The following is a 22,576-nucleotide window of genomic DNA, read 5'->3' on the forward strand; positions in this document are numbered from 1 at the left end:
GGAGAATAACATGACAATTGCAGCCTTAGCAAAAGATGTTGAAATGGCAACAGTATTAAAAAAGATCATTAAAGATAAACAGATATGGCTCGTTGAACAACAAGCCATAAGACCACTTGATACATTTAAATCAATGGTAATGCCAAGTGATCGTGATTTTTATCAGGCACTAAATCAACGCAAAAATGTGTTTATTTTAGAGTGTAAAAAAGCATCACCATCAAAGGGATTGATTCGAAATGGTTTTGATCCAGCCCATATCGCTAGAGTGTACAAAAATTATGCTTCGGCAATATCGGTGCTGACTGATGAAAAATATTTCCAAGGTAGTTTTGAATTTTTGCCGTTAGTTCGTAATCAAGTCACACAACCAGTGCTTTGTAAAGACTTTATTATCGACGAATACCAAATCTATTTAGCTCGTTATTATCAAGCCGATGCGATACTATTAATGCTATCTGTATTGACTGATGATGAATATCGGCACTTAAGCCATATTGCTCATCAACTTAACATGGGGATATTAACTGAAGCTAGCACTGAAGATGAAGTCGAGCGAGCTATTCAACTTGGTGCTAAAGTAATCGGCATTAATAATCGTAATTTAAGGGATCTGACGGTTGATCTAAATCGGGTAAAAGTGTTATCTAAATCCATTCCTGATAATCGCATAATTATTAGTGAATCGGGCATTTATACTCACAATCAGGTTAAAGAGCTCAGTACTTACGCTAATGGCTTTTTAATCGGCAGTGCATTGATGTCTGAACCTAATTTAGAACTGGCAATTCGTAAAGTGATGTTGGGTGAAAATAAAGTCTGTGGTTTAACCCGTGTCGAAGATGCTGTAAGTGCTTATCAAGCGGGTGCGGTCTATGGCGGTTTGATTTTTGCTCCAAATTCTGCTCGTTATATACAACCAGTTAAAGCTCGAACAGTGATTGCAGGAGCACCACTTAATTGGGTAGGGGTCTTTCAAAATGAAGAGATCGAAATTGTGTGCCAAATAGCAAAACAACTATCTCTATATGCAGTTCAACTGCATGGCGATGAAGATGACAATTATATACAAAAATTACGTTACCAGTTACCAAAAGATTGCCAAATATGGAAAGCATTGAGTATTGGTGATGTTATGCCCAAATATAGTAATTCATTAGTTTCTCGTTACGTATTTGATAATGGAGCTGGTGGTACGGGCAAACATTTTGATTGGTCTATACTTACTGATCATAATTTAAATAATGTCATCTTAGCTGGTGGCATTAACCCACAAAATATAAAATCAGCTATAGCAACGGGTGTCATTGGTGTTGATCTTAACTCAGGCGTTGAAGTTTTACCCGGAATAAAAGATAAACAAAAAATCCAAGCTGTATTTGAACAAATTAAATTTTTATCTAAAAAAAGGAATAGTTATGTCTAAGTTAAACCCTTACTTTGGCGAATTTGGTGGGCAATATGTTCCCCAAATATTAATGCCAGTGCTTGAACAACTTGAAGATGCTTTTATCTCTGCAATCAACGATCCAAACTTTAAGAAAGAGTTTAACGATTTATTAGTTAACTATGCAGGTAGACCAACAGCATTAACTTTATGTAAAAATCTAACGGCAGGCACCAAAACCAAGCTTTACTTAAAAAGAGAAGATTTAGTGCATGGTGGTGCGCACAAAACTAACCAAGTTTTAGGACAAGCATTGCTTGCTAAAAGAATGGGCAAAACTGAAATTATAGCCGAAACAGGTGCAGGGCAACATGGTGTTGCTTCGGCTTTAGCCTGCGCACTACTTGGCTTAAAATGCCGAATTTATATGGGTGCAAAAGATGTTAAACGCCAAGCACCTAACGTATTTAGAATGCGATTGATGGGCGCAACAGTAATTCCCGTTGAAACAGGATCTGCAACCTTAAAAGATGCCTGTAACGAAGCATTGCGTGATTGGTCTGGAAGTTATGAAAAAGCCCATTATATGCTTGGTACGGCAGCGGGTCCGCATCCTTTCCCAACAATTGTACGTGAATTTCAACAGATGATCAGCCGTGAAGCTAAACAACAAATCCTTGAAAAAGAAGGGCGCCTACCTGATGCAGTAATTGCTTGCGTTGGTGGTGGTTCAAATGCAATTGGTATGTTTGCTAATTTTATTGAAGAAAAAACGGTCAGATTAATTGGTGTTGAACCTGGCGGACATGGTATTGAAAGTGGTGAACATGGTGCTTCGTTAAAACATGGTAAGCTTGGCATCTACTTTGGTATGAAATCACCTATGATGCAGACTGATGAAGGACAGATTGAAGAATCCTACTCAATATCAGCTGGATTAGATTTTCCATCAGTTGGTCCTCAGCATGCTTACTTAGATAGCATTGGTCGAGCAGATTACGTTTCAATTACTGATGATGAAGCATTAGACGCTTTTAAGGCTTTATCACGTAGTGAAGGTATTATCCCAGCATTAGAGTCATCTCATGCTTTGGCCTATGCTATTAAAATGATCAAAGAAAACCCAAACAAAGAACAATTATTGATTGTGAACTTATCAGGCCGTGGCGATAAAGATATCTTTACCGTTTATGACATTTTAAGAGCAAAAGGAGAAGTTGAATGAGCCGTTATCAAAAACTGTTTGCAACATTGACAGCCGAAAAAAGAGGTGCTTTTGTTCCTTTTGTATCTGTTGGTGATCCAACGCCAGAACTGTCTTTTAAAATCATCCAAACCTTGATTGAATCAGGCGCTGATGCTTTAGAATTAGGCATCCCATTTTCAGATCCAATGGCTGATGGGCCAACGATTCAAAATGCCAATATACGTGCATTTAAAAGAGGAATAACCGTTGAAAAGTGTTTTGAGATTTTAGGTAATGTTAGAGCACATTACGCTAATATTCCAATAGGGTTACTTATTTATGCTAATTTAGTTTTCAAAAATGGTATCGACAATTTTTATGCCAAGTGCACCAAAGCGGGAATTGATTCGGTATTGATTGCCGATTTACCTGTTGAATATGCAAAAGAATTTACAGTGGCGGCCGAAAAATACAATATAGCGCCAATTTTTATTTGTCCACCTAATGCTAATGATGAAGTCATTAAAAATATTGCTAAGCATGGTAAAGGTTATACCTATTTAGTCTCACGTGCTGGAGTTACAGGCACGGAAAATCGTGCTAATAAACCCCTTACTCATTTATTACAAAAATTGACGGAGTTTGGTGCTCCTCCTGCTATCCAAGGGTTTGGTATTTCCGAACCAGATCAAGTTAGCGAAGCGATTAAATCAGGTGCGGCAGGAGCCATTAGTGGTTCGGCAACGGTTAAAATTATTGAGAAAAATCTTGATAATCCTGAACAAATGCTTAGCCAGTTAGCGCATTTTGTTCAAACAATGAAAAAGGCAACTAGTCAGTCATTATAGTAATAAGTAATGGTCGCAATAATAGACTTGAAAAAACGGTTATTGCGCCAATATTCATTTCATTGTTATGCTTAAATTTATTGATACCCACATCTAAAGTAACAGGTGATATTGTTTGATAACTTCAAGCATATTTAATAAAATTAATGGGATTTTAAGTTGCATTTTATTCAAAATACGGTATAATTCTCATTCATCTATCGCGGGGTGGAGCAGCTTGGTAGCTCGTCGGGCTCATAACCCGAAGGTCGTTGGTTCAAATCCAGCCCCCGCAACCACTTGAATTTTCATTCATAAACCATCTATTCTGTTATTGTTTGGAAGTTAAAATAAAGTGGCTTCATTAATAGTTAGTTTTTAAATGTAAGCCTCGCATGTCGAGGTTTTTTTGCGTGTTGAGATTTAAGCGTAAGTTTAAAAAGAATGTTGGGCTTCATGCCCTTTTTTATTTTCTGCAGTGGAGGTTTGTTTGGCTAATATAGAACAGCAATTGACCGATATCATTCAAGAACCTGTGAATGCACTAGGCTTTGAATTAGTTGGTGTTGAATACATTCGTGGCCGTTATCCTGTGTTACGTGTTTATATTGATAATGAAAATGGTATAACTGTTGATAATTGTGCTGATGTTAGCCGACAAATTAGCTCAGTGCTTGATGTCGAAGACCCTATCAAGGATGCTTATAATCTTGAAGTTTCATCGCCTGGTATGGATAGGCCTTTGTTTACGATAGAACACTATCAACGTTTTGTTGGTGAAGAAGTCGCAATTAGTTTACGTATTGCTGTTGCTAACCAGCGTAAGTGGAAAGGACGTATTAAGTCTATTGATAATGAGATGATTACATTAACTGTGGATGATAATGATGAAGTGTTTGCTTTTAGTAACATTCAAAAAGCGAATATAGTACCTAATTTTAACCTTAAATAGAGTACGGGTGTAAAGGATGAATAAAGAAATTTTAGCTGTTGTTGAAGCGGTATCAAACGAAAAAGCGCTTACGCGCGATAAAATTTTCGAAGCATTAGAAACCGCATTAGCAACGGCCACTAAAAAGAAGCACGCTGTTGATATTGATGTTATAGTAAAAATTGATCATAAAACAGGTGATTACGACACTTTCCGCCGTTGGCTTGTGGTTAATGAAGTTACGCAACCAACTAAAGAAATGACGTTGGATGCAGCACAATATGAAGATGCATCTGTCAAACTGGGTGATTATGTTGAAGAGCAAATTGAATCGGTAGCTTTTGACCGTATTACCACACAAACAGCGAAACAAGTCATTGTGCAAAAAGTACGTGAAGCTGAACGTGCCATGGTAATTGACATGTTTAGAAATCGTATTGGTGATATTGTGACTGGTATTGTCAAAAAAACCAATCGCGACAGTGTGATCCTAGATTTAGGCAATAATGCAGATGCCATGATGTCGCGTCATGATATGTTACCGCGTGAAAACTTCCGAATTGGTGACCGTGTACGTGGTATTTTATATCTAATTGAGCAAAACAATAAACCCGCACAACTTTGCGTTAGTCGTTCAAATCCAGAAATGATGGAAGAGCTATTCCGTATTGAAGTACCAGAAATTGGTGAAGAAATGATTGACATTAAAGGCGTGGCTCGTGATCCTGGTTCCCGTGCTAAAATTGCGGTGAGTAGTAATGACCGTCGTATTGACCCTGTCGGTGCTTGTGTGGGAATGCGTGGTGCACGAGTTCAAGCTGTTTCGAATGAATTTGGTGGTGAGCGTGTTGATATTGTTTTATGGGATGATAATCCAGCACAATATGTAATTAACGCCATGGCACCAGCTGATGTTGTTTCGATTGTTGTTGATGAAGATAAGCACACCATGGATGTAGCTGTCAATGCCGAAACTTTACCGCAGGCTATTGGTCGAAATGGTCAAAATATTCGTTTAGCTTCTCAGCTTACTGGTTGGACACTAAATGTGATGACTACCGAAGAGTTGCAAGAAAAACACCATGCAGAATCTTTTGCTGCAATCAATAATTTAATTAAACATCTTGATATTGATGAAGGACTTGCACAGTTATTAGTTGAAGAGGGCTTTACTTCGCTCGAAGAGCTTGCCTATGTGCCAGTTGACGAGTTGCTTGAAATTGATGAATTGGATGAAGATTTGGTTCAAGCATTGAGAAGCCGAGCAAAAGACGCATTGACAACAATGGCTCTAGCAAATAGTGGTGATAAACAACCTGCGCAAGATTTACTCGAATTGCCAGGTATGACACAAGAATTAGCCTATCAACTAGCGCAACATGACATCATTACTTTGGAAGATTTAGCAGAACAAGGTACCGATGATCTAAATGATATTGAAGGCTTAACAAGCGAACAAGCTGGCGATTTTATTATGGCTGCACGTAATATTTGTTGGTTTGCAGATGAATAATTGAGGGAAAGTAATACATGACCAAAGTATCAATCGAAACACTGGCTCAAGAGATAAACACTCCAGTGCAAACACTTTTGCAACAGTTTGCCGATGCAGGTATGAATAAATCAGCATCTGATACTGTGACACAAAAGGAAAAAGAAGCTTTGCTTGCTTATTTAAAACCTCAGCAAGGCCCAACAAAGTTAACATTGCAACGTAAAACGCACTCAACCTTAAATGTGTCGAGCGGTGGTGGCAAAAGCAAGGAAATCAAAGTAGAAGTTCGTAAAAAAAGAACTTTTGTCAAACGCGATCCAGCCGAAATTGCTGCAGAGCAAGAAAAGGCTCGTCTTGAAGCTGAGCAAAAAGCGAAGGAAGAAGCCGAATTAAAAGCCCGCAAAGAAGCTGAGGAAAAAGAAAAGAAAGCTGCGCAAGAAGCGAAAAAACGTGCTCAAGAAGAAAAAGCTAAAGCTGCGCAAGAACACTCAGTTGATCCAAAAGTGAAAAAAGCCCAAGAAGAAAAAGCACGTTTAGAGGCAGAAGCTAACGAAATTAAACGTAAAGCTGAAGAAGAAAATCGCCGAAAATTAGAGGAAGATGCTAAACGCATGGCAGAGGAAGCTCGTAAGCTAGCTGAACAATATAACGCTGTTGAAGATAATGATAATACCGAAGATGAAGATTATCATGTGACGACCTCTAAATACGCCAGAGCAGCTGAAGACGATACCGATCGTGAAGTTGAAAGTGCTCGTGGTCGAGGTCGTAACACTAAACAGACCAAGCAGAAAAAAGGTAGCAAATTATCAGAAGGTAAAGCAGAGCGAGAAGAAGCTCGCGCAGCAACACGTAGTGGTCATAAAAAGAAAGGCAAAAGTACCTTACAACAGGGCTTTAATAAACCAGTTCAAGCGGTTAATCGTGATGTTGTTATTGGTGAAACCATCACTGTGGCTGAACTAGCTAATAAGATGGCAGTAAAAGGTTCAGAAGTAATCAAAACTATGATGAAAATGGGTGCGATGGCAACCATCAATCAGGTCATTGATCAAGAGACAGCGCAACTTGTTGCTGAAGAAATGGGGCATAAAGTTGTTCTTCGTCGTGAAAATGAACTAGAAGAATTACTAATGAGTGATCGTGATACTGGTGCAGAAAAAGTCTCTCGTGCCCCTGTTGTAACCATTATGGGACACGTTGACCACGGGAAAACTTCATTACTTGATTATATTCGTAAAGCAAAAGTTGCTTCAGGCGAAGCGGGGGGGATCACTCAGCACATTGGTGCTTACCATGTGAAAACCGCTAATGGTGAAATTACGTTCTTAGATACTCCAGGTCATGCGGCTTTTACATCAATGCGTGCTCGTGGTGCTAAAGCAACTGATATAGTCGTGCTCGTTGTTGCAGCTGATGATGGCGTTATGCCACAAACCATTGAAGCTATCCAACATGCTAAAGCGGCAAATGTGCCAATGGTTGTTGCGGTAAACAAAATTGATAAACCAGAAGCCGATCCCGAGCGTGTAAAAGGTGAACTAGCCCAATATGGTGTCATGTCAGAAGATTGGGGCGGAGATACTCAGTTCGTTCATGTTTCGGCAAAAGCGGGAACTGGTATTGATCAACTTCTTGAAGCTATTTTATTACAAGCTGAAGTGCTTGAACTGACTGCATACGAATCAGGTATGGCAAGTGGCGTAGTTATTGAGTCGTTCCTTGATAAAGGTCGAGGCTCTGTTGCAACAGTACTTGTCCAATCAGGAACTTTACGTAAAGGCGACATTGTTCTTTGTGGCTTTGAATATGGGCGCATTCGAGCTATGCGCAATGAACTTGGTAAAGAAGTAACAGAAGCGGGCCCATCGATACCGGTTGAAATCCTCGGCTTGTCTGGTGTGCCATCTGCTGGTGATGAAGCCACCGTTGTACGTGACGAAAAGAAAGCGCGTGAAGTTGCTCTTTATCGACAAGGCAAATTCCGTGATGTAAAACTTGCTCGTCAGCAAAAAGCGAAACTTGAAAACATGTTTACTAACATGACAGAAGGCGATGTTTCTGAACTCAATATCGTATTAAAAGCGGACGTTCAAGGTTCTGCTGAAGCGATTTCTGACTCATTACTTAAACTTTCAACAGATGAAGTTAAAGTTAAAATTATCGGATCAGGAGTGGGGGGGATCACAGAAACTGATGCCTCTCTAGCTGCTGCATCAAATGCGATTATTTTGGGCTTTAATGTTCGTGCTGATGCATCCGCACGTAAAGTAATTGAATCAGAAAACTTAGATCTTCGTTACTATTCAGTAATTTATGATCTGATTGACGAAGTTAAACAAGCCATGAGCGGTATGCTTGCACCAGAATACAAACAAGAAATTATTGGTCTTGCTGAAGTGCGTGATGTATTTAAATCACCTAAATTTGGTGCAATTGCCGGTTGTATGGTAACCGAAGGTGTGGTTAAACGTCACAACCCAATTCGTGTTCTACGTGATAACGTGGTTATCTATGAAGGTGAACTCGAATCATTACGTCGCTTTAAAGATGATGTTAACGAAGTGCGTAACGGAACAGAATGTGGTATTGGTGTGCGTAACTACAACGATGTTCGTGTTGGCGATACGATTGAAGTCTTTGAAACTATCGAAATCAAACGTACGATCTAATTACAACATATTAATGTTATAAGCAAGGTTTAGCCTTGCTTATTCATTTTTTAAGGGAAATAGATATGGCAAAAGCATTTAATCGTTCATCTCGGGTTGGACATGAATTACAAAAAGAGATTGCAATTATCCTACAACGTGAAATTAAAGATCCACGTTTAGGCATGGTAACCGTTTCAGGTGTTGATATTTCGCGTGATCTTTCGTACGCTAAAGTTTTTGTGACGTTCTTAAATGATGATGATCCACAAGTTATCGAACAAGGTTTAACAGTCCTTAATGAAGCTAAAGGTTATATTCGTACCTTAATTGGCAAAGCTATGAGCTTGCGAATCATTCCTGAAATCAAATTCTTTTATGATGAGTCATTAGTTAAAGGTATGCAGATGTCGAGTTTGGTTGCGGATGTGATTAAACAAGATAATGAGCGTCACAAAGATTAATATTAAAAACAACCCTGATATTTGTCAAAATTTTCAGGTAAACATGTGTTTCAATATAAAAATGATGAATATAAAAAAAGCCCGCCGTGATATTCACGGCGTTTTGTTGCTAGATAAGTCACAAGGTATGACATCAAACGACGCACTGCAAAAGGTGAAAAAACTATTTAATGCCAAAAAAGCAGGGCATACAGGGGCACTTGATCCATTAGCGACAGGCATGCTGCCTATCTGTTTTGGTGAAGCGACCAAATTTTCACAGTATTTATTGGATTCAGACAAACGTTATCGAGTAATAGCTAAACTCGGCGAGCGTACTGATACCTCTGATGCTGATGGTCAAATTATTTGTAGCAAACCCGTTAACATAAGCGAGTCGCAAATTAATGAAGCATTAACGCATTTTCGCGGTGACATTTTACAAGTGCCAACCATGTTTTCGGCATTGAAATATCAAGGTAAACCACTTTACGAATATGCTCGCCAAGGTATTGTTATTGAGCGAGAGGCAAGACCTATTACCGTTTATGACAATCAATTTATCCAATTTGATACCATAAAAAACGAATTAACGTTAGAGATACATTGCTCTAAAGGAACCTATATTCGAACCATTATTGATGATTTAGGTGAGCTACTGGATTGTGGGGCACATGTTATTTATTTAAGACGATTACAAGTTGCCAATTACCCAATTGAAAAAATGGTCACTTTAGATGATTTACAAAATATGGTGTTGCAAGATGAGTTGCTAATGCCAATTGATAGCCCCTTACAAGATTGCCAAAAAGTGACATTAACTGATGAGCAAGGTAAAGACATTTTATTCGGGCGGAGTATTGAACTTGATAATAGCATACCAGTTGAAACGCAAGTAAGAATCTATCAAGGCAAACAATTTATTGGCGTAGGAACGCAACGATTTAGGCAACTGTCACCAAAACGCTTAGTATCAATCTCTTAATATACCATTGTATTGTATATAGTTTTTAGTGTTATTGGCTAAAACAAAGTTAGTAAAAAGACTATTTAAATGTATGGCTTAATAAAATATTGATTCAGCTTCAATAATATGGCATTGTTTGATTGTTTTCTTGTTATTGTGTATGCGTTTGCAAAGTAAAGTTGCAGACGCTTTCCCCATTTCATACAAAGGCTTATTTATTCGGCTTAACCTATCTAATTCATTATATTGCCTATTTTGTGAGTGACTAAGATAAGTAATGATTAATGGCTGCATAAGTTGAGCTTCACTTTCATTGGCCTGATGTAAAGCTCCTAAAACGACACTATAAGGCGATAGGTAATGTTGTTCGTTGTGGTAATTTTCATCCAAATAATTTAAATTTGTATTATCACAGCAGACAATAGCTGTTGGGGGATTATTACTATCGATTAGCCTTTTAATTGCTGATCTGCCATGCTCATAAGTAATGCAATTTGGAATAAGATAATTTGTATTAATCGTTATATTTTTTCTTAACAAAGCTTGTTTATAGCCTTGCAAAAAAAGTATGGAGCTATGATTATTGTTATCATTAAATAAAACTGCGATTTTAGTATGTGAATTATTTAGCAAATATTGCGTTATTTGGTAGCCAATGACTAAATGGTCAAAATAGACACATGCATAATTAAGCGAAAAATGATTAGCTAGGACAAAGGGCGGTAAGATTTTTTTAAAATGTCTTAATTCTGATAAATAGGGTGCATCATTAATGATTAAAATGCCTGCAAAATTGTTTTGATTAATATATTTAATTAAATAATAAATATCTTTTTTAGTTTGATAAGGAAAGCGAAAATAAAAAATGATATAACCTGCCTGTTTCAAGGTTTGTTCTAAACCACAATTTATTAAAGTTCGAGTGATAAATTGATTATCAAGTACAAGTATTTTATTTGAGCCATTAGCATTCATCGATGATTTAAAATTGTCATGAATGTCAATATTTAGTTCTTCAATGGCCTTATACACTTTAGATTGCGTCATTGGCGAGGTTAAATGGGGTTTATTTAAAACCCTTGATACTGAGGCTATTGATAAATTAGCTTGTTTTGCAATGGTTGATAGTGTGCTTTTTGCCATAATGAATAATCTTAAGTGATAACTATGGTTGATTACTTTAGCGGTAAGCTTCCAATTTGTAATCCGATAGCATTTATTTTTTGGATCTGTGTTCCAAAACATCCATCATAATTTATTTAATAAAGCTCAAATTAATATGTTTGATTGAAAATTATGGAAGCAACCATATTTTCACCTTAATACATGACCAAATAGAGTGTAATGTCAGCTTGGTAATTAAAAATATGAGTAAATAATTAATCAACAGCTAGGGATTAATGTATAGTGAATATAGCGTTAGTTATAGATATGGCATTGTGCACTATAAACAGATAAAGAGCGTGTTTTACTCAATTGACAAAAAATATATAATTGAATTACTTCGCTAATAATAAGGTAGTAATAATTATATATGAAACTAATACATTTCTTTAATGCAATGCTATTGATACTGAGTTTTTTTACTTATGGTCATACTCTTGATATTAATCCAAAATATCGTGGTGAGCCATTCTTTGCTAGGGTTGATTTATATCAATTAGAACAGGATTGTTTAAGGAACGAAGATGAATATCAAAAACTTGATAAAAAAGAAAAGATAAAATATAACAGTCGTTGCCCATTGCATAATTTAAAATTTGATTTTAAAAAATTAGATGATTTAATCAATGATAATTCTTTTGTTTATAATGGTAACGATTTTCAACTGAAATTGGGCATTGCTCTAGCTAACCCTGATAGCAAAAATCAAGAATATTTACCTAATTTAGGAAGAAATATTACATTATCTTTGATCAACAAAAATCAGGTAAGTGATAAACTATTATTAGCAAATAACGCTTTTTCTGATAATCCAGATCTTTGGCATGGTTTTCAATATTACTATATAGCACCAAGTGGCGATATTTATACATTATTGTCTATAAAATCAGAACCAGTAGAATCTCAGTCTGGAATATTTCCTCGATTGTGGAAACATTACAATATTGATACAAGTAATATGAAATTTATGCTTAAAGAAGTATTAATTGGAGCGCCAGAAGCAACTTACCAAATCATTTACCCAAATCAATTTAATACCTATTTTCATGAAGGCGCTGTTGAGTACGGTATAACATTAGAACAGTCAATTGAACTTTTTAATCAATTGCCTAATACTGGTTCTTCTGATTATAGCCTTGGTTTTAGAGTATATAATTATTATCAAGATCAGCTAAAAAAGAAAATAAAATTGCTTGATAACAAAAAACATCAGCAAGAATCGTTTTCACTGTTAAATGATAATATGAATAAAGCTTGTTTAACAACGCTAGCGCCAATTTACGAACGGGATATTGATCCTTATTTAAACAAAGTGTTGACTTGTTTAATTGAACAGCAACGACAAGCAATAAAACACATAGAAAGTGAATTAGCCAATTAGTATGGGAGGTAATAACCTATACTCATTGGTTATCATAAAATTTATTTGCAAAAGATACATTAGTTCATGCAGATTTGAATAAGACTAAATCATTGAAAGGTTAAAACAATAAAGTAAATTTAACACAATGAATTATTTATATATTTATATAAACTACTCGATAAGATATAATCATCTATTGCTACTACCAAATATCTTTTTCCGCTATATTGAACAATATAGTGGTATAATTATCGCTAAATTTTTTTATTAGTTGGGTTATAAATATGTCTGCATGGAATATTGCTATTGTTGGTGCGACAGGACAAGTGGGTTCTGCGCTAGTTGAATTATTACAACAACGTAGTTTACAAGAGAATAGTTTAAAAATTGACAACCTCTATTTAGTTGGTAGTGATAATAGTGCTGGCGAAGTTGTTCGTTATGCTGGCAAAAATTTAACTGTCACCGATAGCGCACAAATGGACTGGAGCCAGTGTCATTTTTCCTTTTTTGTGGCTAGCGCTAAAGTTAGTGAAAATTACGCGCAAATTGCGGCAGAATCGGGTTGTGTGGTTATTGATGCAAGTGGTTATTTTGCCGAGCAAGACCACATTCCATTAGTCGTGCCAAAAGTTAATAATAGTGTGTTAACCGAATATCGTAATGAAAACATTATAGCGGTAGCAAGTGCGACTGTATGCCAATTGTTGCGATGTGTTGCGTCTTTAACTGACATTGAATTATTAACTAATTTACATGCTACCAGTTTTATTCCTGCATCTTTGTATGGTAAGCCTGGTGTTGATGAGCTTGCTGGACAAAGTGCTCGTTTACTAAATGGTATGCCAGTTGATAATGAATTATTTGACAAACAATTGGCATTTAACTTATTACCTATATCGCACGAACATCATGACTCAATGTTAGGTGAAAAGTCACAAGTTAACCAAATTCGTAAAGTACTTAGTAATTATGATTTACCGGTCTCGATTGAGTCAGTTATTGTGCCGGTGTTTTATGGCGTGTCACAAGCCATTAATGTATCAAGCAGCTTGCCAATTGAATTAGATATGACCCGTTTTGGTGAGTTTGGTGTTGAGGTGCAAAACGATAACTTACCAACTCCGGTAACTGAAGTCAGCGCTGAATCAGAAAATCAGCTAACTATTAAATTATCGAATTTAAGACACAGTTATGGTCATTATGAACAAATTCAATTTTGGTCTGTTGCTGATAATATCCGTTATTTGGGTGCGCTAATGCTAATTGAGACACTTGAGATCCTCATTAATGACTACCTGTAAAATTGCTCTGGGTATTGAATATGATGGTAGTGATTACTTTGGCTGGCAACGGCAACGCGCTGTTGACTCCATCCAAGAGCGGCTGGAATCTGCGCTATCGATTATTGCTAATTCACCAATAAACGTATTTTGCGCTGGTCGAACCGATGCCGGTGTACATGCAACAGGGCAAGTTATTCATTTTGAAACCCAAACAGTGCGATCACCTAGTGCTTGGACAATGGGAGTTAATTCGCATTTACCTAATAATATTGCAGTGCGCTGGTCACAAATGGTTGATGATAACTTTCATGCTAGATTTAGCGCAACGGCTCGGCGTTACCGTTATGTGATCTATAATCACCGTTATAGACCGGCGATTTTAGCTAAAGGAGTATCACATTATTATTTGCCACTGGACGAAACCTTAATGCATCAAGCTGCACAATATTTATTAGGTGAAAATGATTTTACCTCGTTTAGAGCGGCGCAGTGTCAATCATTAACCCCATGGCGTAATATTCACCATATTGAAGTTTGGCGACAAGGTGAATATATTGTTGTTGATATTAAAGCCAATGCATTTGTTCACCACATGGTGCGCAATATTGTAGGCAGTTTACTTGAAGTAGGTGCTGGTAATAAGCATCCAAAATGGATTGATGAGTTATTACAAGCTAAAGACAGAACGCAAGCTGCTGCAACGGCAAAACCTGACGGGTTATACTTGGTTCAGGTGGATTACCCATCTGAATATCAAATACCAACACAGGATTTAGGCCCCTTGTTTCTAAAATAACTGATTAGATAAATTAGATTATTTAAAAATGAATGAATTAAAAAGATGAATGTAATGAACACTAATGAAACAAGCATAAACAAAGATTATAAAAATCAAGAAGCGAAAAAATCAAATTTACATAATATTAAGCTTCCACCGCACTCAATCGAAGCTGAACAAGCGGTGCTGGGTAGCTTGATGCTTGATAATCAACGTTGGGATGCGGTATCTGAAATGATCACTGAGCGGGATTTTTACTCGCGTCATCATCAATTGATTTTTTCTGAAATGCATACCTTGGTCAGCAAAGGGACACCAATAGATTTAATTACCCTTTCAGAAAGTCTTGAAAGTAAAGACCTATTAGCCGATGTAGGTGGTTTTGCTTATTTAGCGGAGCTTTCTAAAAACACCCCAAGTGCGATTAATGTTGTTGCTTATAGCGATATTATTCGCCAACAAGCCATTTTGCGTGAGCTTATCAGCGCTTCTAACGAAATTGCTGATAACTGTTACGCTACTCAGGGGCGAGATAGCACTGAAATTTTAGACTTTGCAGAAAGTAAAATCTTTCAGATTGCCGAAAGCCGAACGAAACAAGGCGAAGGCCCTAAAAGTATTACCGAAGTATTAGAGGCCACTGTCGCTAAAATTGAAGAGCTGTTCCAACGCCCACATGATGGCGTGACAGGTGTTTCAACGGGTTATATTGATTTAGACAAAAAAACGGCAGGGTTACAGCGTTCCGATTTAATTATCATTGCGGCAAGGCCATCAATGGGTAAAACCACTTTTGCTATGAATTTGTGCGAAAATGCCGCACTAGAACAAGAAAAACCAGTATTAATATTCAGTTTAGAAATGCCTTCAGAACAAATCATGATGCGTATGCTAGCTTCGCTTTCACGTGTTGACCAAACGAAAATTCGAACAGGACAACTGCAAGATGATGATTGGGCAAGAATTTCAAGCACAATGGGACTATTGCTCGAAAAGAAAAATATCTATATTGATGACTCATCAGGTTTAACGCCAATGGAGTTACGCTCAAGAGCAAGACGTATTTATCGTGAACATAAAGGCTTAAGTATGATAATGGTTGATTACTTACAGCTTATGCGTGTACCGAATATTTCTGAAAATCGTACTTTAGAAATTGCTGAAATATCGCGTTCATTAAAAGCCTTGGCTAAAGAATTACAAGTTCCTGTTGTTGCGCTATCTCAGCTTAATCGTAGTTTGGAGCAACGTGCTGATAAAAGACCAGTTAACTCAGACTTACGTGAATCAGGATCGATCGAACAAGATGCCGATGTGATTATGTTTATCTATCGTGATGAGGTTTATAATGAAGCATCTGAACATAAAGGCATTGCAGAAATTATTTTAGGTAAACAGCGTAATGGTCCAATTGGTAAAGTACGATTAAAATTCCAAGGTCAATTTTCGCGTTTTGATAATTATGCTGATTCCAGTAAATATTTTGATGATGAATAACGATTAAACTTAATAAACATTAGGAGCAGCGTAAAAAATATAAAAGATATATTTTACGCTGTTATTTTTTGTTAAAACAACCACTTTAGAAACACGGTTAACGGTGAGTTTTTTTGCTAGCAATAAACTGATAAATTTGAGCAATCAAAAAGATAGTTGCTTGTAAAATAACAATGCAGGCACTGGTTGACGCATTAGCATAATAGCTTATTAAAGTACCCATAACAGTTGAAAATGCCGAAACCAATACGGCAACCATTAACATTCGTTCAAAGCGTTTTGTTAGCGAAAAAGCAATTATGCCTGGAGCGATTAGCATCGCAATCACTAAAATCATTCCAGCCACTTTCAGCGATCCTACAATAGTTAAAGCCAACACACTCAATAAACCATAATGCAGTAGCTTAACGGGCAGCCCAACAACTTTGGCTTGCACAGGATCGAAGCAGTAAAGCATGAGATCACGACGTTTAATAATAACTAAAATTGATACTATAACGGCAATGAAAATAATTTGTTTAAGTTCGTCATAACTCGTACCAAGCACATTACCAAATAAGATATGATTTAAATGTTGTGAAGTATCTACTTTTGAAAAAAGCACTAATCCAAAGGCAAACATGCCTGAAAAGACAATACCCATGACGGTATCTTCTTTTATTCGGCTATTTTCCTTAATGTAACCTGTTGCAACCGAGCAAAACAAGCCCGAAGCAAAAGCGCCTATGATGATGGGAATGCCAGCTAAATAGGCTAGCACAATGCCAGGTAAAACTGCATGCGAAACCGCATCGCCCATTAACGACCAGCCTTTTAACACTAAAAAACAAGATAGTAGGGCACACACAATACCGGTTGCTAACGAAGCGAAAATTGCGCGCTGAATAAGAGGAAGAGTAAGCGGATAATAGATATATTCCCAAAACTCTGTCATACCTGCCTCCTTTTATTTAAACGGCTTTGGTGTATCCTAAAGCGATTCACAATTAACCCTTGCTTTGGTGCAAATAAAAAGGCAGCAATAAAGATTAGCGTTTGCAATGTCACAATAACGCCACCAGTTTCGCCATTTAAAAAGTAACTGATCCAAGCGCCAATAGCACTTGTTATAGCGCCAATTAAAACTGAAATAATCAATAAGTGCGAAAATCGATTAGTCAATAAGTAAGCGGTTGCACCAGGTGTAACAACCATAGCAATTACTAAAATCGCTCCAACTGTTTGTAGTGCTGCAACGGTACAGGCGCTTAAAATGGTAAAAAATAGGATTTTTAACGGTAGTGGTTTTAATCCAATGGATCGGGCATGGGTTTCATCAAAAAAAACCACTAACAAATCTTTCCAAAAAAACAGTAATAAGATAAATGAAATTAAGATAATAATTTGGACTTGCCACATATCATTATCATCAATCCCAAGGATATTTCCAAATATAATGGTTTGAGCATTAACCGAGGTTGGGTTGAGCGAAATAATTAATAATCCAATCGCAAAAAAAGTTGAAAAAATAAAGCCAATAATGGCGTCTTCTTTTAATCGCGTAAAGGCACGAACTAAAGTAATGGCGAGCGCAGCAAGTAAACCAGTAAAAAAGGCGCCAATTGAATAAGGCAAGCACAGTGCATATGCGCCAGCAACACCTGGCACGACAGAATGCGAAAGCGCATCGCCCATCAGTGACCAACCTTTTAACATTAAAAAAGCCGATAAAAAAGCACAGGCAGCACCGACAATACTACTTACCCAAATTGCTTTTAACATAAAACCGTAGGTGAATGGTTCAAGTAACAGTTCCATTTATTATTGCCCTTTTGGTTCATTATCGTGAGGGTCAACCAGCAAATCTCGATGGGGTGAATCATGCTTACCTTCCCCGTAAAAAATTGCAGCACGTTCATCGTCGGTTAAGATCGATACTTTACGAGGATCTTCATCTTCATGCAATTTATCGCCTGACAAGCTAAGATAACGCAATGCACCACCAAAAGTGGTCATTAAATTTTGTGGTGTAAAAGTGGTTTTCGTTGGACCAAAAGCCAAAACAGTTTGGTTAATTAATACCACTTGATCACAAAATTCAGGCACACTACCTAAGTTATGGGTTGAAACTAAAATTAAATGACCTTCTTTACGCAGATCTTTCAAAAGATCAATAATGGCATTTTCAGTTTTAACATCAACGCCAGTAAAAGGCTCGTCTAGCAATAGTACTTTGCCTTGTTGCGCTAAGGCGCGCGCTAAAAAAACGCGTTTTTTTTGTCCGCCAGAAAGTTCGCCAATTTGCCGATGTTTAAAATCCAACATATTAACTTTTTCAAGTGCCATATTGACTTGCTTTTGGTCTTCTTTACTTGGAATACGTAAAAAAGACATATGGCCGTATCGTCCCATCATCACCACGTCAGAAACTAACACAGGAAAATCCCAATCAACTTCTTCGGTTTGTGGCACATAGGCAATAATATTTTGCTTTAAGGCTTGTTTTACGGGGATATCATTAAAAGTTACCTTACCTCGGGTTGGGCGAACCATTCCCATAATACTTTTAAATAAAGTCGACTTGCCACTACCATTAACGCCGACTAAAGCACAGATAGTACCGCCATTTAAGCAAAAACTGGCATCATAAATTGCAGTGTGACCATTATTATAAGTCACGGTGATATCATCAACATTTAAGCAAATTTGAGTCATTATTGTTCGAATCCTTTAGCGATAGTTTCAACAGTCACTTTTAACAAATCAATATAAGTTGGCACGGGACCATTTTGTGTGGAAAGTGAATCAACATATAAAACTCCGCCATATTTAGCGCCAGTCTCTTTACTCACTTGTTTGGCGGGTTTGTCGGAAATGGTGCTTTCACTAAATATAACAGGAATACTATTTTTTCGTACAAGATCGATCAGGTTTTTAACTTGCTTTGGTGTGCCTTGTTGTTCTGCATTAATTGGCCATAAGTAAGCCTCTTTCAAATGATAATCTCTGGCTAAATAACTAAACGCGCCTTCACTTGTCACCAACCAACGTTTGCTTTCAGGGATCTTCGCTAAACGTTCACGCAGTGGGGCATCAAGTGCTTTAATTTTGGCAATATAATTGGCAGCATTTTTATTATAAATTTCTGCATTTTTAGGGTCATATTTAACAAACGCAGCACGAATATTTTCAATATAGGTTAATGCAAGCGTCGGTGACATCCAAGCATGAGGGTTTGGATTCCCTTTATAACTACCTTCTTGAATTGGCATGGGCTCAATGCCCTCAGTGACGATAACTGACGGAACATGTTTTACATCTTCAAAAAAACGCTTAAACCATAGTTCTAAATTTAACCCATTCCATAAAACTAAATCGGCTGAAAGCACTTTGGTAATATCTTGAGGTGTGGGATCGTATTCATGGATTTCAGCCCCTACTTTGGTAATAGATTCAACTATAGCTGCATCCCCAGCGATATTTTGCGCGATATCTTGAATCACAGTAAAGGTGGTAACCGCTTTGAATTTTTTTTCTTCTGCGTGAGCCGATTTAGACAGAGTGAGCAAAGCGATAAATGAAGTTAAAACAACCTTTAATAATGTTGTCTGTTTTTTCGATAACTTGAACTTCATTAGCGACTCCTTGGGATTAACAAATAATAAAATTGTCTAATTTTGTAAAAGTGATTCGTAAATCAAGAGCATTTTTAGTATTTGAATTAGTTGTATTACAAAACAAACATTAATGATAATTATTATCATTAACAAATGGAAGTCAAATTTTTAAAAAATCCACAGTACTTATCGTCATTGATTACTTATAGAACTATATTATTAGTTTATTCTATATAAAACTTAATTAAATAGTAGATACTTCCATCTATTTAAATAATAGCTAGAGCAAAAGATATAATTGATTAAATCACAACAATGTTGCTTTATTGAACATATCGAAAGGTATATTATTAAAAGAACCTTTGTTGTTATACCTTACCTTATTTTTAAAATCAAGCGAGGGGTTAGTATGAAATTACGTAAAGTGATGATTATCGGTGTGGGGAATGTGGGCTCAACCACTGCTTATACCTTTGTTAACCGAGGCATTTGTGAAGAAATTGCGCTTGTTGATCTCAATAAAGAGTTAGCCTATGGGCATGCGCAAGATTTGTTAGATGCTGCGGCTTATCGACAAAATATGGTTAAAGTGAGTTTGCGTGAATCAACGGATTGTGCTGATATTGATATCGCAATTATTACTGTTACATCAGGCATTGCGCAAAAAAGTCGATCCGAAGAACTCGCTGGCACCTCCAAAATTGTTGCCAGTATCGTGCCTAATATGATGAAAAACGGCTTTAAAGGTATTTTTGTCATTGCGACTAACCCTTGTGATGCCATAACCTATCAAGTTTGGAAACTCTCTGGCTTACCACGCCACCGCGTGATTGGCACTGGGGTGTGGCTTGATACGGTGCGATTGCGTCGCTTATTGGGCGAACAAATGGATATTGGTCCGCAAAGCATCGACGCATTTATTGTTGGTGAACATGGTGATTCACAATTTCCGGTCTGGTCACATTCATCCGTTTATGGAATAAACCTTAATCATCTAGAAAAAAATAAAATTGATTTTGCAGCAATAGGAACGCAAGCAAGAAAAATGGGGTTTGAAATTGCTAACCGAAAGCACTGTACTGAATATGGTATTGCTAGCACCATCACCGAAATTTGCCAGCACATATTCACTAATAGCCACCGTGCATTAGCACTTAGCTGTGTTTTAAATGGAGAATATGGTTATAAAAATGTCGCTATTGGTGTGCCTGCTATTTTAGATCAGCATGGAATAAAAAAAGTCATTGAACTTGATTTTACTGACAACGAAAAACAACTCTTTGAAAAAAGTATCAATATTGTAAAAGGGTATATTGATCATATCAAATTACCGTAGCAGCACTTATTTTTATTATTGCTCAATTAGAGTACTTGCTTATCGTCATCCATTCGTAGCGAAATTCTCATTCACGCCACGAATAGGAGGGAATTGTGATCATAAAATAAATAGATTTAGATCATAATGACTAATCTTTTAAGATGATGTTAAGTTGGTTTTCAAGTTTGTAGTATTCAGCATCACTTAAAAAGTGATAATGAGTATTTCTAATATAGTGAGCAATCTTTTTATAGGTATCCAGGTTTTCGGATACTGGATAACAAGCAATATAATCATTAAACGCTGCAACATCAGCAATATCTGCAAGCTGTGTTTTTATAAGTTGGTTTAAATAGTTTTTAAGGTCAAGGGTTTGGCAGTTTGGCGCATGTTCTTCTCGCCAAAATTGATTGTTTTTAAACTGGTAAGTTAAATTTATATCTTTTTCACGATGATAATTATTATCCTTAACATCAATAAAATACGGCAATGAATAATGGCTTTTTATATAGACATGAAATAAATTATCGAGAGCTAAAGCCGAATACAAAAACATATGATCTTCATGCCCAGTTTTCCCAGTTAAAATAAGCTCATCTAAATATTTTCCATTTTCATCAAAAGCATTTAATATAGTCAAATCTTCCATAATTCCTTCACCTTCACTATCAAAGGTAAAGCGATAGATCACAAATCGAATATTATCAATTTCAAAGCGTCCAATAGCGGTAAGCTTTTCTAAAGTAAAATAACGTCGTTCCTTATCAGAAGAATTATCATAATAACGATAATCTTCGTCATTAAAATGAAAAAACTTGCTATCTACAAATTTATCTTTCGCCAAAGCATGAGTATCAAATGGTAAGGTTAAGATGGGTAAACTTTGGTAAAAATCATCAAAAGTATCAAAGTGCTCTCTATGTTTATATTGAGATGATGCTTTTTGGGTATCGGCTAAAGAATAATGAGCATTAAACCAGTTAAATAACAATAGTGCTAATAACAATATTAATTTTTGCATGGCAAACGGTTTTCCAAGTTAATTTTTTTACCCGCAGGATATTACACGGTTTTTCTTATTTTAATATTGATTATATCAATGACTTGCATAATATAGCGTTAATAAAAGCAATTGCAAGCAGTGTATAACGTATAACCATTGATTGACATTGGGCAAGTGGTGCTTTCAATGTAAGCAGCATATTATGGTAAGCCTAGCGGAAAGTGGTGTTGATTCTCGCTGGAATGATGGCAATGGGTATTCCATATGTACCTAACCCTAACGTTGAGTATTGATAAAATACCCTAAGTTTGCAAAAAGTAATATAAAGTGAGTTTAAGTCAAGCAAGTAAAGCATCCTGTAGTAAGGTGGCGATTGAATTATGCTCCTTTAGTTAAAGGCTTTTGTAATAGCAATAAAAACGATTTTTAATCAAGAAGTTAACTTTAGTACTATGGATAAAAATCACGTTAAAAACACCAAGAAAAAATTCAATAAAATCAATGGGTTTTCTGAACTGTTTTTAAATACAAAAATATGCTTATTTCTAAAGCGTCTAACCTTTATAAATCTTAGCAAAAAAGTAGCGGTGCTATTAATTAACATTAAGCAAGTAAAAAGCTGCTAGCCGCTATATAGCAATTATTTCGATAAATTATATGACCCATATCACATAAATTATAAAA

General features: G+C 36.5%; 19 protein-coding genes and 1 tRNA gene. 14 read left to right on the forward strand and 6 right to left on the reverse strand.

Going from position 1 to position 22,576, the window contains the following annotated elements; all coding sequences use genetic code 11:
- Nucleotides 1-10: 10 nt before the first annotated feature.
- The 9 genes from trpCF to truB all read left to right on the forward strand — a co-directional run bounded on the left by trpCF (nucleotide 11) and on the right by truB (nucleotide 9,905).
- Nucleotides 11-1,426, forward strand: coding sequence for a bifunctional indole-3-glycerol-phosphate synthase TrpC/phosphoribosylanthranilate isomerase TrpF (gene trpCF, locus A9G40_RS03640; RefSeq protein WP_065581943.1), 1,416 nt, complete (start codon nucleotides 11-13; stop codon nucleotides 1,424-1,426).
- On the forward strand, nucleotides 1,419-2,612 hold the full coding sequence (gene trpB / locus A9G40_RS03645; RefSeq protein WP_065581944.1) for a tryptophan synthase subunit beta: 1,194 nt from the start codon (nucleotides 1,419-1,421) through the stop codon (nucleotides 2,610-2,612). The genes trpCF and trpB overlap by 8 nt, the downstream gene beginning before the upstream one ends.
- Nucleotides 2,609-3,421 carry a tryptophan synthase subunit alpha gene (trpA, locus tag A9G40_RS03650; RefSeq protein WP_065581945.1) on the forward strand — a complete coding sequence of 271 codons (813 nt, stop codon included), beginning with the start codon at nucleotides 2,609-2,611 and terminating at the stop codon, nucleotides 3,419-3,421. The genes trpB and trpA overlap by 4 nt, the downstream gene beginning before the upstream one ends.
- A 201-nt stretch (nucleotides 3,422-3,622) precedes the next feature.
- A tRNA-Met gene (locus tag A9G40_RS03655) sits at nucleotides 3,623-3,699 on the forward strand.
- A gap of 191 nt (nucleotides 3,700-3,890) precedes the next feature.
- On the forward strand, nucleotides 3,891-4,352 hold the full coding sequence (gene rimP / locus A9G40_RS03660) for a ribosome maturation factor RimP (RefSeq protein ID WP_065581946.1): 462 nt from the start codon (nucleotides 3,891-3,893) through the stop codon (nucleotides 4,350-4,352).
- 16 nt (nucleotides 4,353-4,368) lie between these two features.
- Nucleotides 4,369-5,844, forward strand: a complete 1,476-nt coding sequence (gene nusA / locus A9G40_RS03665) for a transcription termination factor NusA (protein ID WP_065581947.1) — start codon at nucleotides 4,369-4,371, stop codon at nucleotides 5,842-5,844.
- Nucleotides 5,845-5,861: 17 nt separating this feature from the next.
- Nucleotides 5,862-8,498, forward strand: a complete 2,637-nt coding sequence (gene infB / locus A9G40_RS03670; RefSeq protein WP_065581948.1) for a translation initiation factor IF-2 — start codon at nucleotides 5,862-5,864, stop codon at nucleotides 8,496-8,498.
- Between the two features lie 65 nt (nucleotides 8,499-8,563).
- Complete coding sequence (gene rbfA, locus A9G40_RS03675) at nucleotides 8,564-8,941, forward strand: 30S ribosome-binding factor RbfA (protein ID WP_065566718.1); 378 nt, start codon at nucleotides 8,564-8,566, stop codon at nucleotides 8,939-8,941.
- A 61-nt stretch (nucleotides 8,942-9,002) separates the two neighbouring features.
- Nucleotides 9,003-9,905 (forward strand): tRNA pseudouridine(55) synthase TruB, encoded by a 903-nt coding sequence (gene truB, locus A9G40_RS03680; protein WP_065581949.1) that lies wholly within the window; start codon nucleotides 9,003-9,005, stop codon nucleotides 9,903-9,905.
- Nucleotides 9,906-9,983: 78 nt separating this feature from the next.
- Here the strand turns inward: truB and A9G40_RS03685 are convergent, their stop codons facing one another.
- Nucleotides 9,984-11,030, reverse strand: coding sequence for a LacI family DNA-binding transcriptional regulator (locus A9G40_RS03685; RefSeq protein ID WP_065581950.1), 1,047 nt, complete (start codon nucleotides 11,028-11,030; stop codon nucleotides 9,984-9,986).
- Nucleotides 11,031-11,421: 391 nt separating this feature from the next.
- Here A9G40_RS03685 and A9G40_RS03690 point away from each other — a divergent pair, with 391 nt between their 5' ends.
- From A9G40_RS03690 to dnaB, 4 genes are all read left to right on the forward strand, one after another.
- Complete coding sequence (locus A9G40_RS03690; RefSeq protein WP_065581951.1) at nucleotides 11,422-12,432, forward strand: hypothetical protein; 1,011 nt, start codon at nucleotides 11,422-11,424, stop codon at nucleotides 12,430-12,432.
- A gap of 266 nt (nucleotides 12,433-12,698) precedes the next feature.
- The gene (locus tag A9G40_RS03695) at nucleotides 12,699-13,718 is read left to right on the forward strand and encodes an aspartate-semialdehyde dehydrogenase (protein ID WP_065581952.1); all 1,020 of its coding nucleotides are present in this window, start codon (nucleotides 12,699-12,701) and stop codon (nucleotides 13,716-13,718) included.
- Nucleotides 13,705-14,496, forward strand: coding sequence for a tRNA pseudouridine(38-40) synthase TruA (gene truA, locus A9G40_RS03700; protein WP_065581953.1), 792 nt, complete (start codon nucleotides 13,705-13,707; stop codon nucleotides 14,494-14,496). The genes A9G40_RS03695 and truA overlap by 14 nt, the downstream gene beginning before the upstream one ends.
- A gap of 54 nt (nucleotides 14,497-14,550) precedes the next feature.
- Nucleotides 14,551-15,975 carry a replicative DNA helicase gene (dnaB, locus tag A9G40_RS03705; RefSeq protein WP_065582005.1) on the forward strand — a complete coding sequence of 475 codons (1,425 nt, stop codon included), beginning with the start codon at nucleotides 14,551-14,553 and terminating at the stop codon, nucleotides 15,973-15,975.
- A 97-nt stretch (nucleotides 15,976-16,072) separates the two neighbouring features.
- On the opposite strand, the gene A9G40_RS03710 is transcribed toward dnaB, so the two are convergent.
- Genes A9G40_RS03710 through A9G40_RS03725 form a run of 4 tightly spaced genes read right to left on the reverse strand, consistent with a single transcriptional unit; the run spans nucleotide 16,073 to nucleotide 19,589 of the window.
- Complete coding sequence (locus A9G40_RS03710; RefSeq protein ID WP_065581954.1) at nucleotides 16,073-16,909, reverse strand: metal ABC transporter permease; 837 nt, start codon at nucleotides 16,907-16,909, stop codon at nucleotides 16,073-16,075.
- Nucleotides 16,906-17,772 (reverse strand): metal ABC transporter permease, encoded by an 867-nt coding sequence (locus tag A9G40_RS03715; RefSeq protein ID WP_065581955.1) that lies wholly within the window; start codon nucleotides 17,770-17,772, stop codon nucleotides 16,906-16,908. The genes A9G40_RS03710 and A9G40_RS03715 overlap by 4 nt, the downstream gene beginning before the upstream one ends.
- Nucleotides 17,773-17,775: 3 nt before the next feature.
- Complete coding sequence (locus A9G40_RS03720; protein ID WP_065581956.1) at nucleotides 17,776-18,669, reverse strand: manganese/iron ABC transporter ATP-binding protein; 894 nt, start codon at nucleotides 18,667-18,669, stop codon at nucleotides 17,776-17,778.
- Entirely contained in the window at nucleotides 18,669-19,589 is a 921-nt protein-coding gene (locus A9G40_RS03725; protein ID WP_065581957.1) for a metal ABC transporter substrate-binding protein, read from the reverse strand. The genes A9G40_RS03720 and A9G40_RS03725 overlap by 1 nt, the downstream gene beginning before the upstream one ends.
- Nucleotides 19,590-19,980: 391 nt before the next feature.
- On the opposite strand from A9G40_RS03725, the gene A9G40_RS03730 reads away from it, so the two are divergent.
- The gene (locus A9G40_RS03730) at nucleotides 19,981-20,907 is read left to right on the forward strand and encodes an L-lactate dehydrogenase (protein WP_065581958.1); all 927 of its coding nucleotides are present in this window, start codon (nucleotides 19,981-19,983) and stop codon (nucleotides 20,905-20,907) included.
- 130 nt (nucleotides 20,908-21,037) lie between these two features.
- Here the strand turns inward: A9G40_RS03730 and A9G40_RS03735 are convergent, their stop codons facing one another.
- Nucleotides 21,038-21,910, reverse strand: a complete 873-nt coding sequence (locus A9G40_RS03735; RefSeq protein ID WP_065581959.1) for a hypothetical protein — start codon at nucleotides 21,908-21,910, stop codon at nucleotides 21,038-21,040.
- Between the last annotated feature and the right edge of the window lie 666 nt (nucleotides 21,911-22,576).

It is taken from the genome of Gilliamella sp. Nev3-1, from assembly GCF_001690435.1.
Classification (GTDB): domain Bacteria; phylum Pseudomonadota; class Gammaproteobacteria; order Enterobacterales; family Orbaceae; genus Gilliamella; species Gilliamella apicola_C.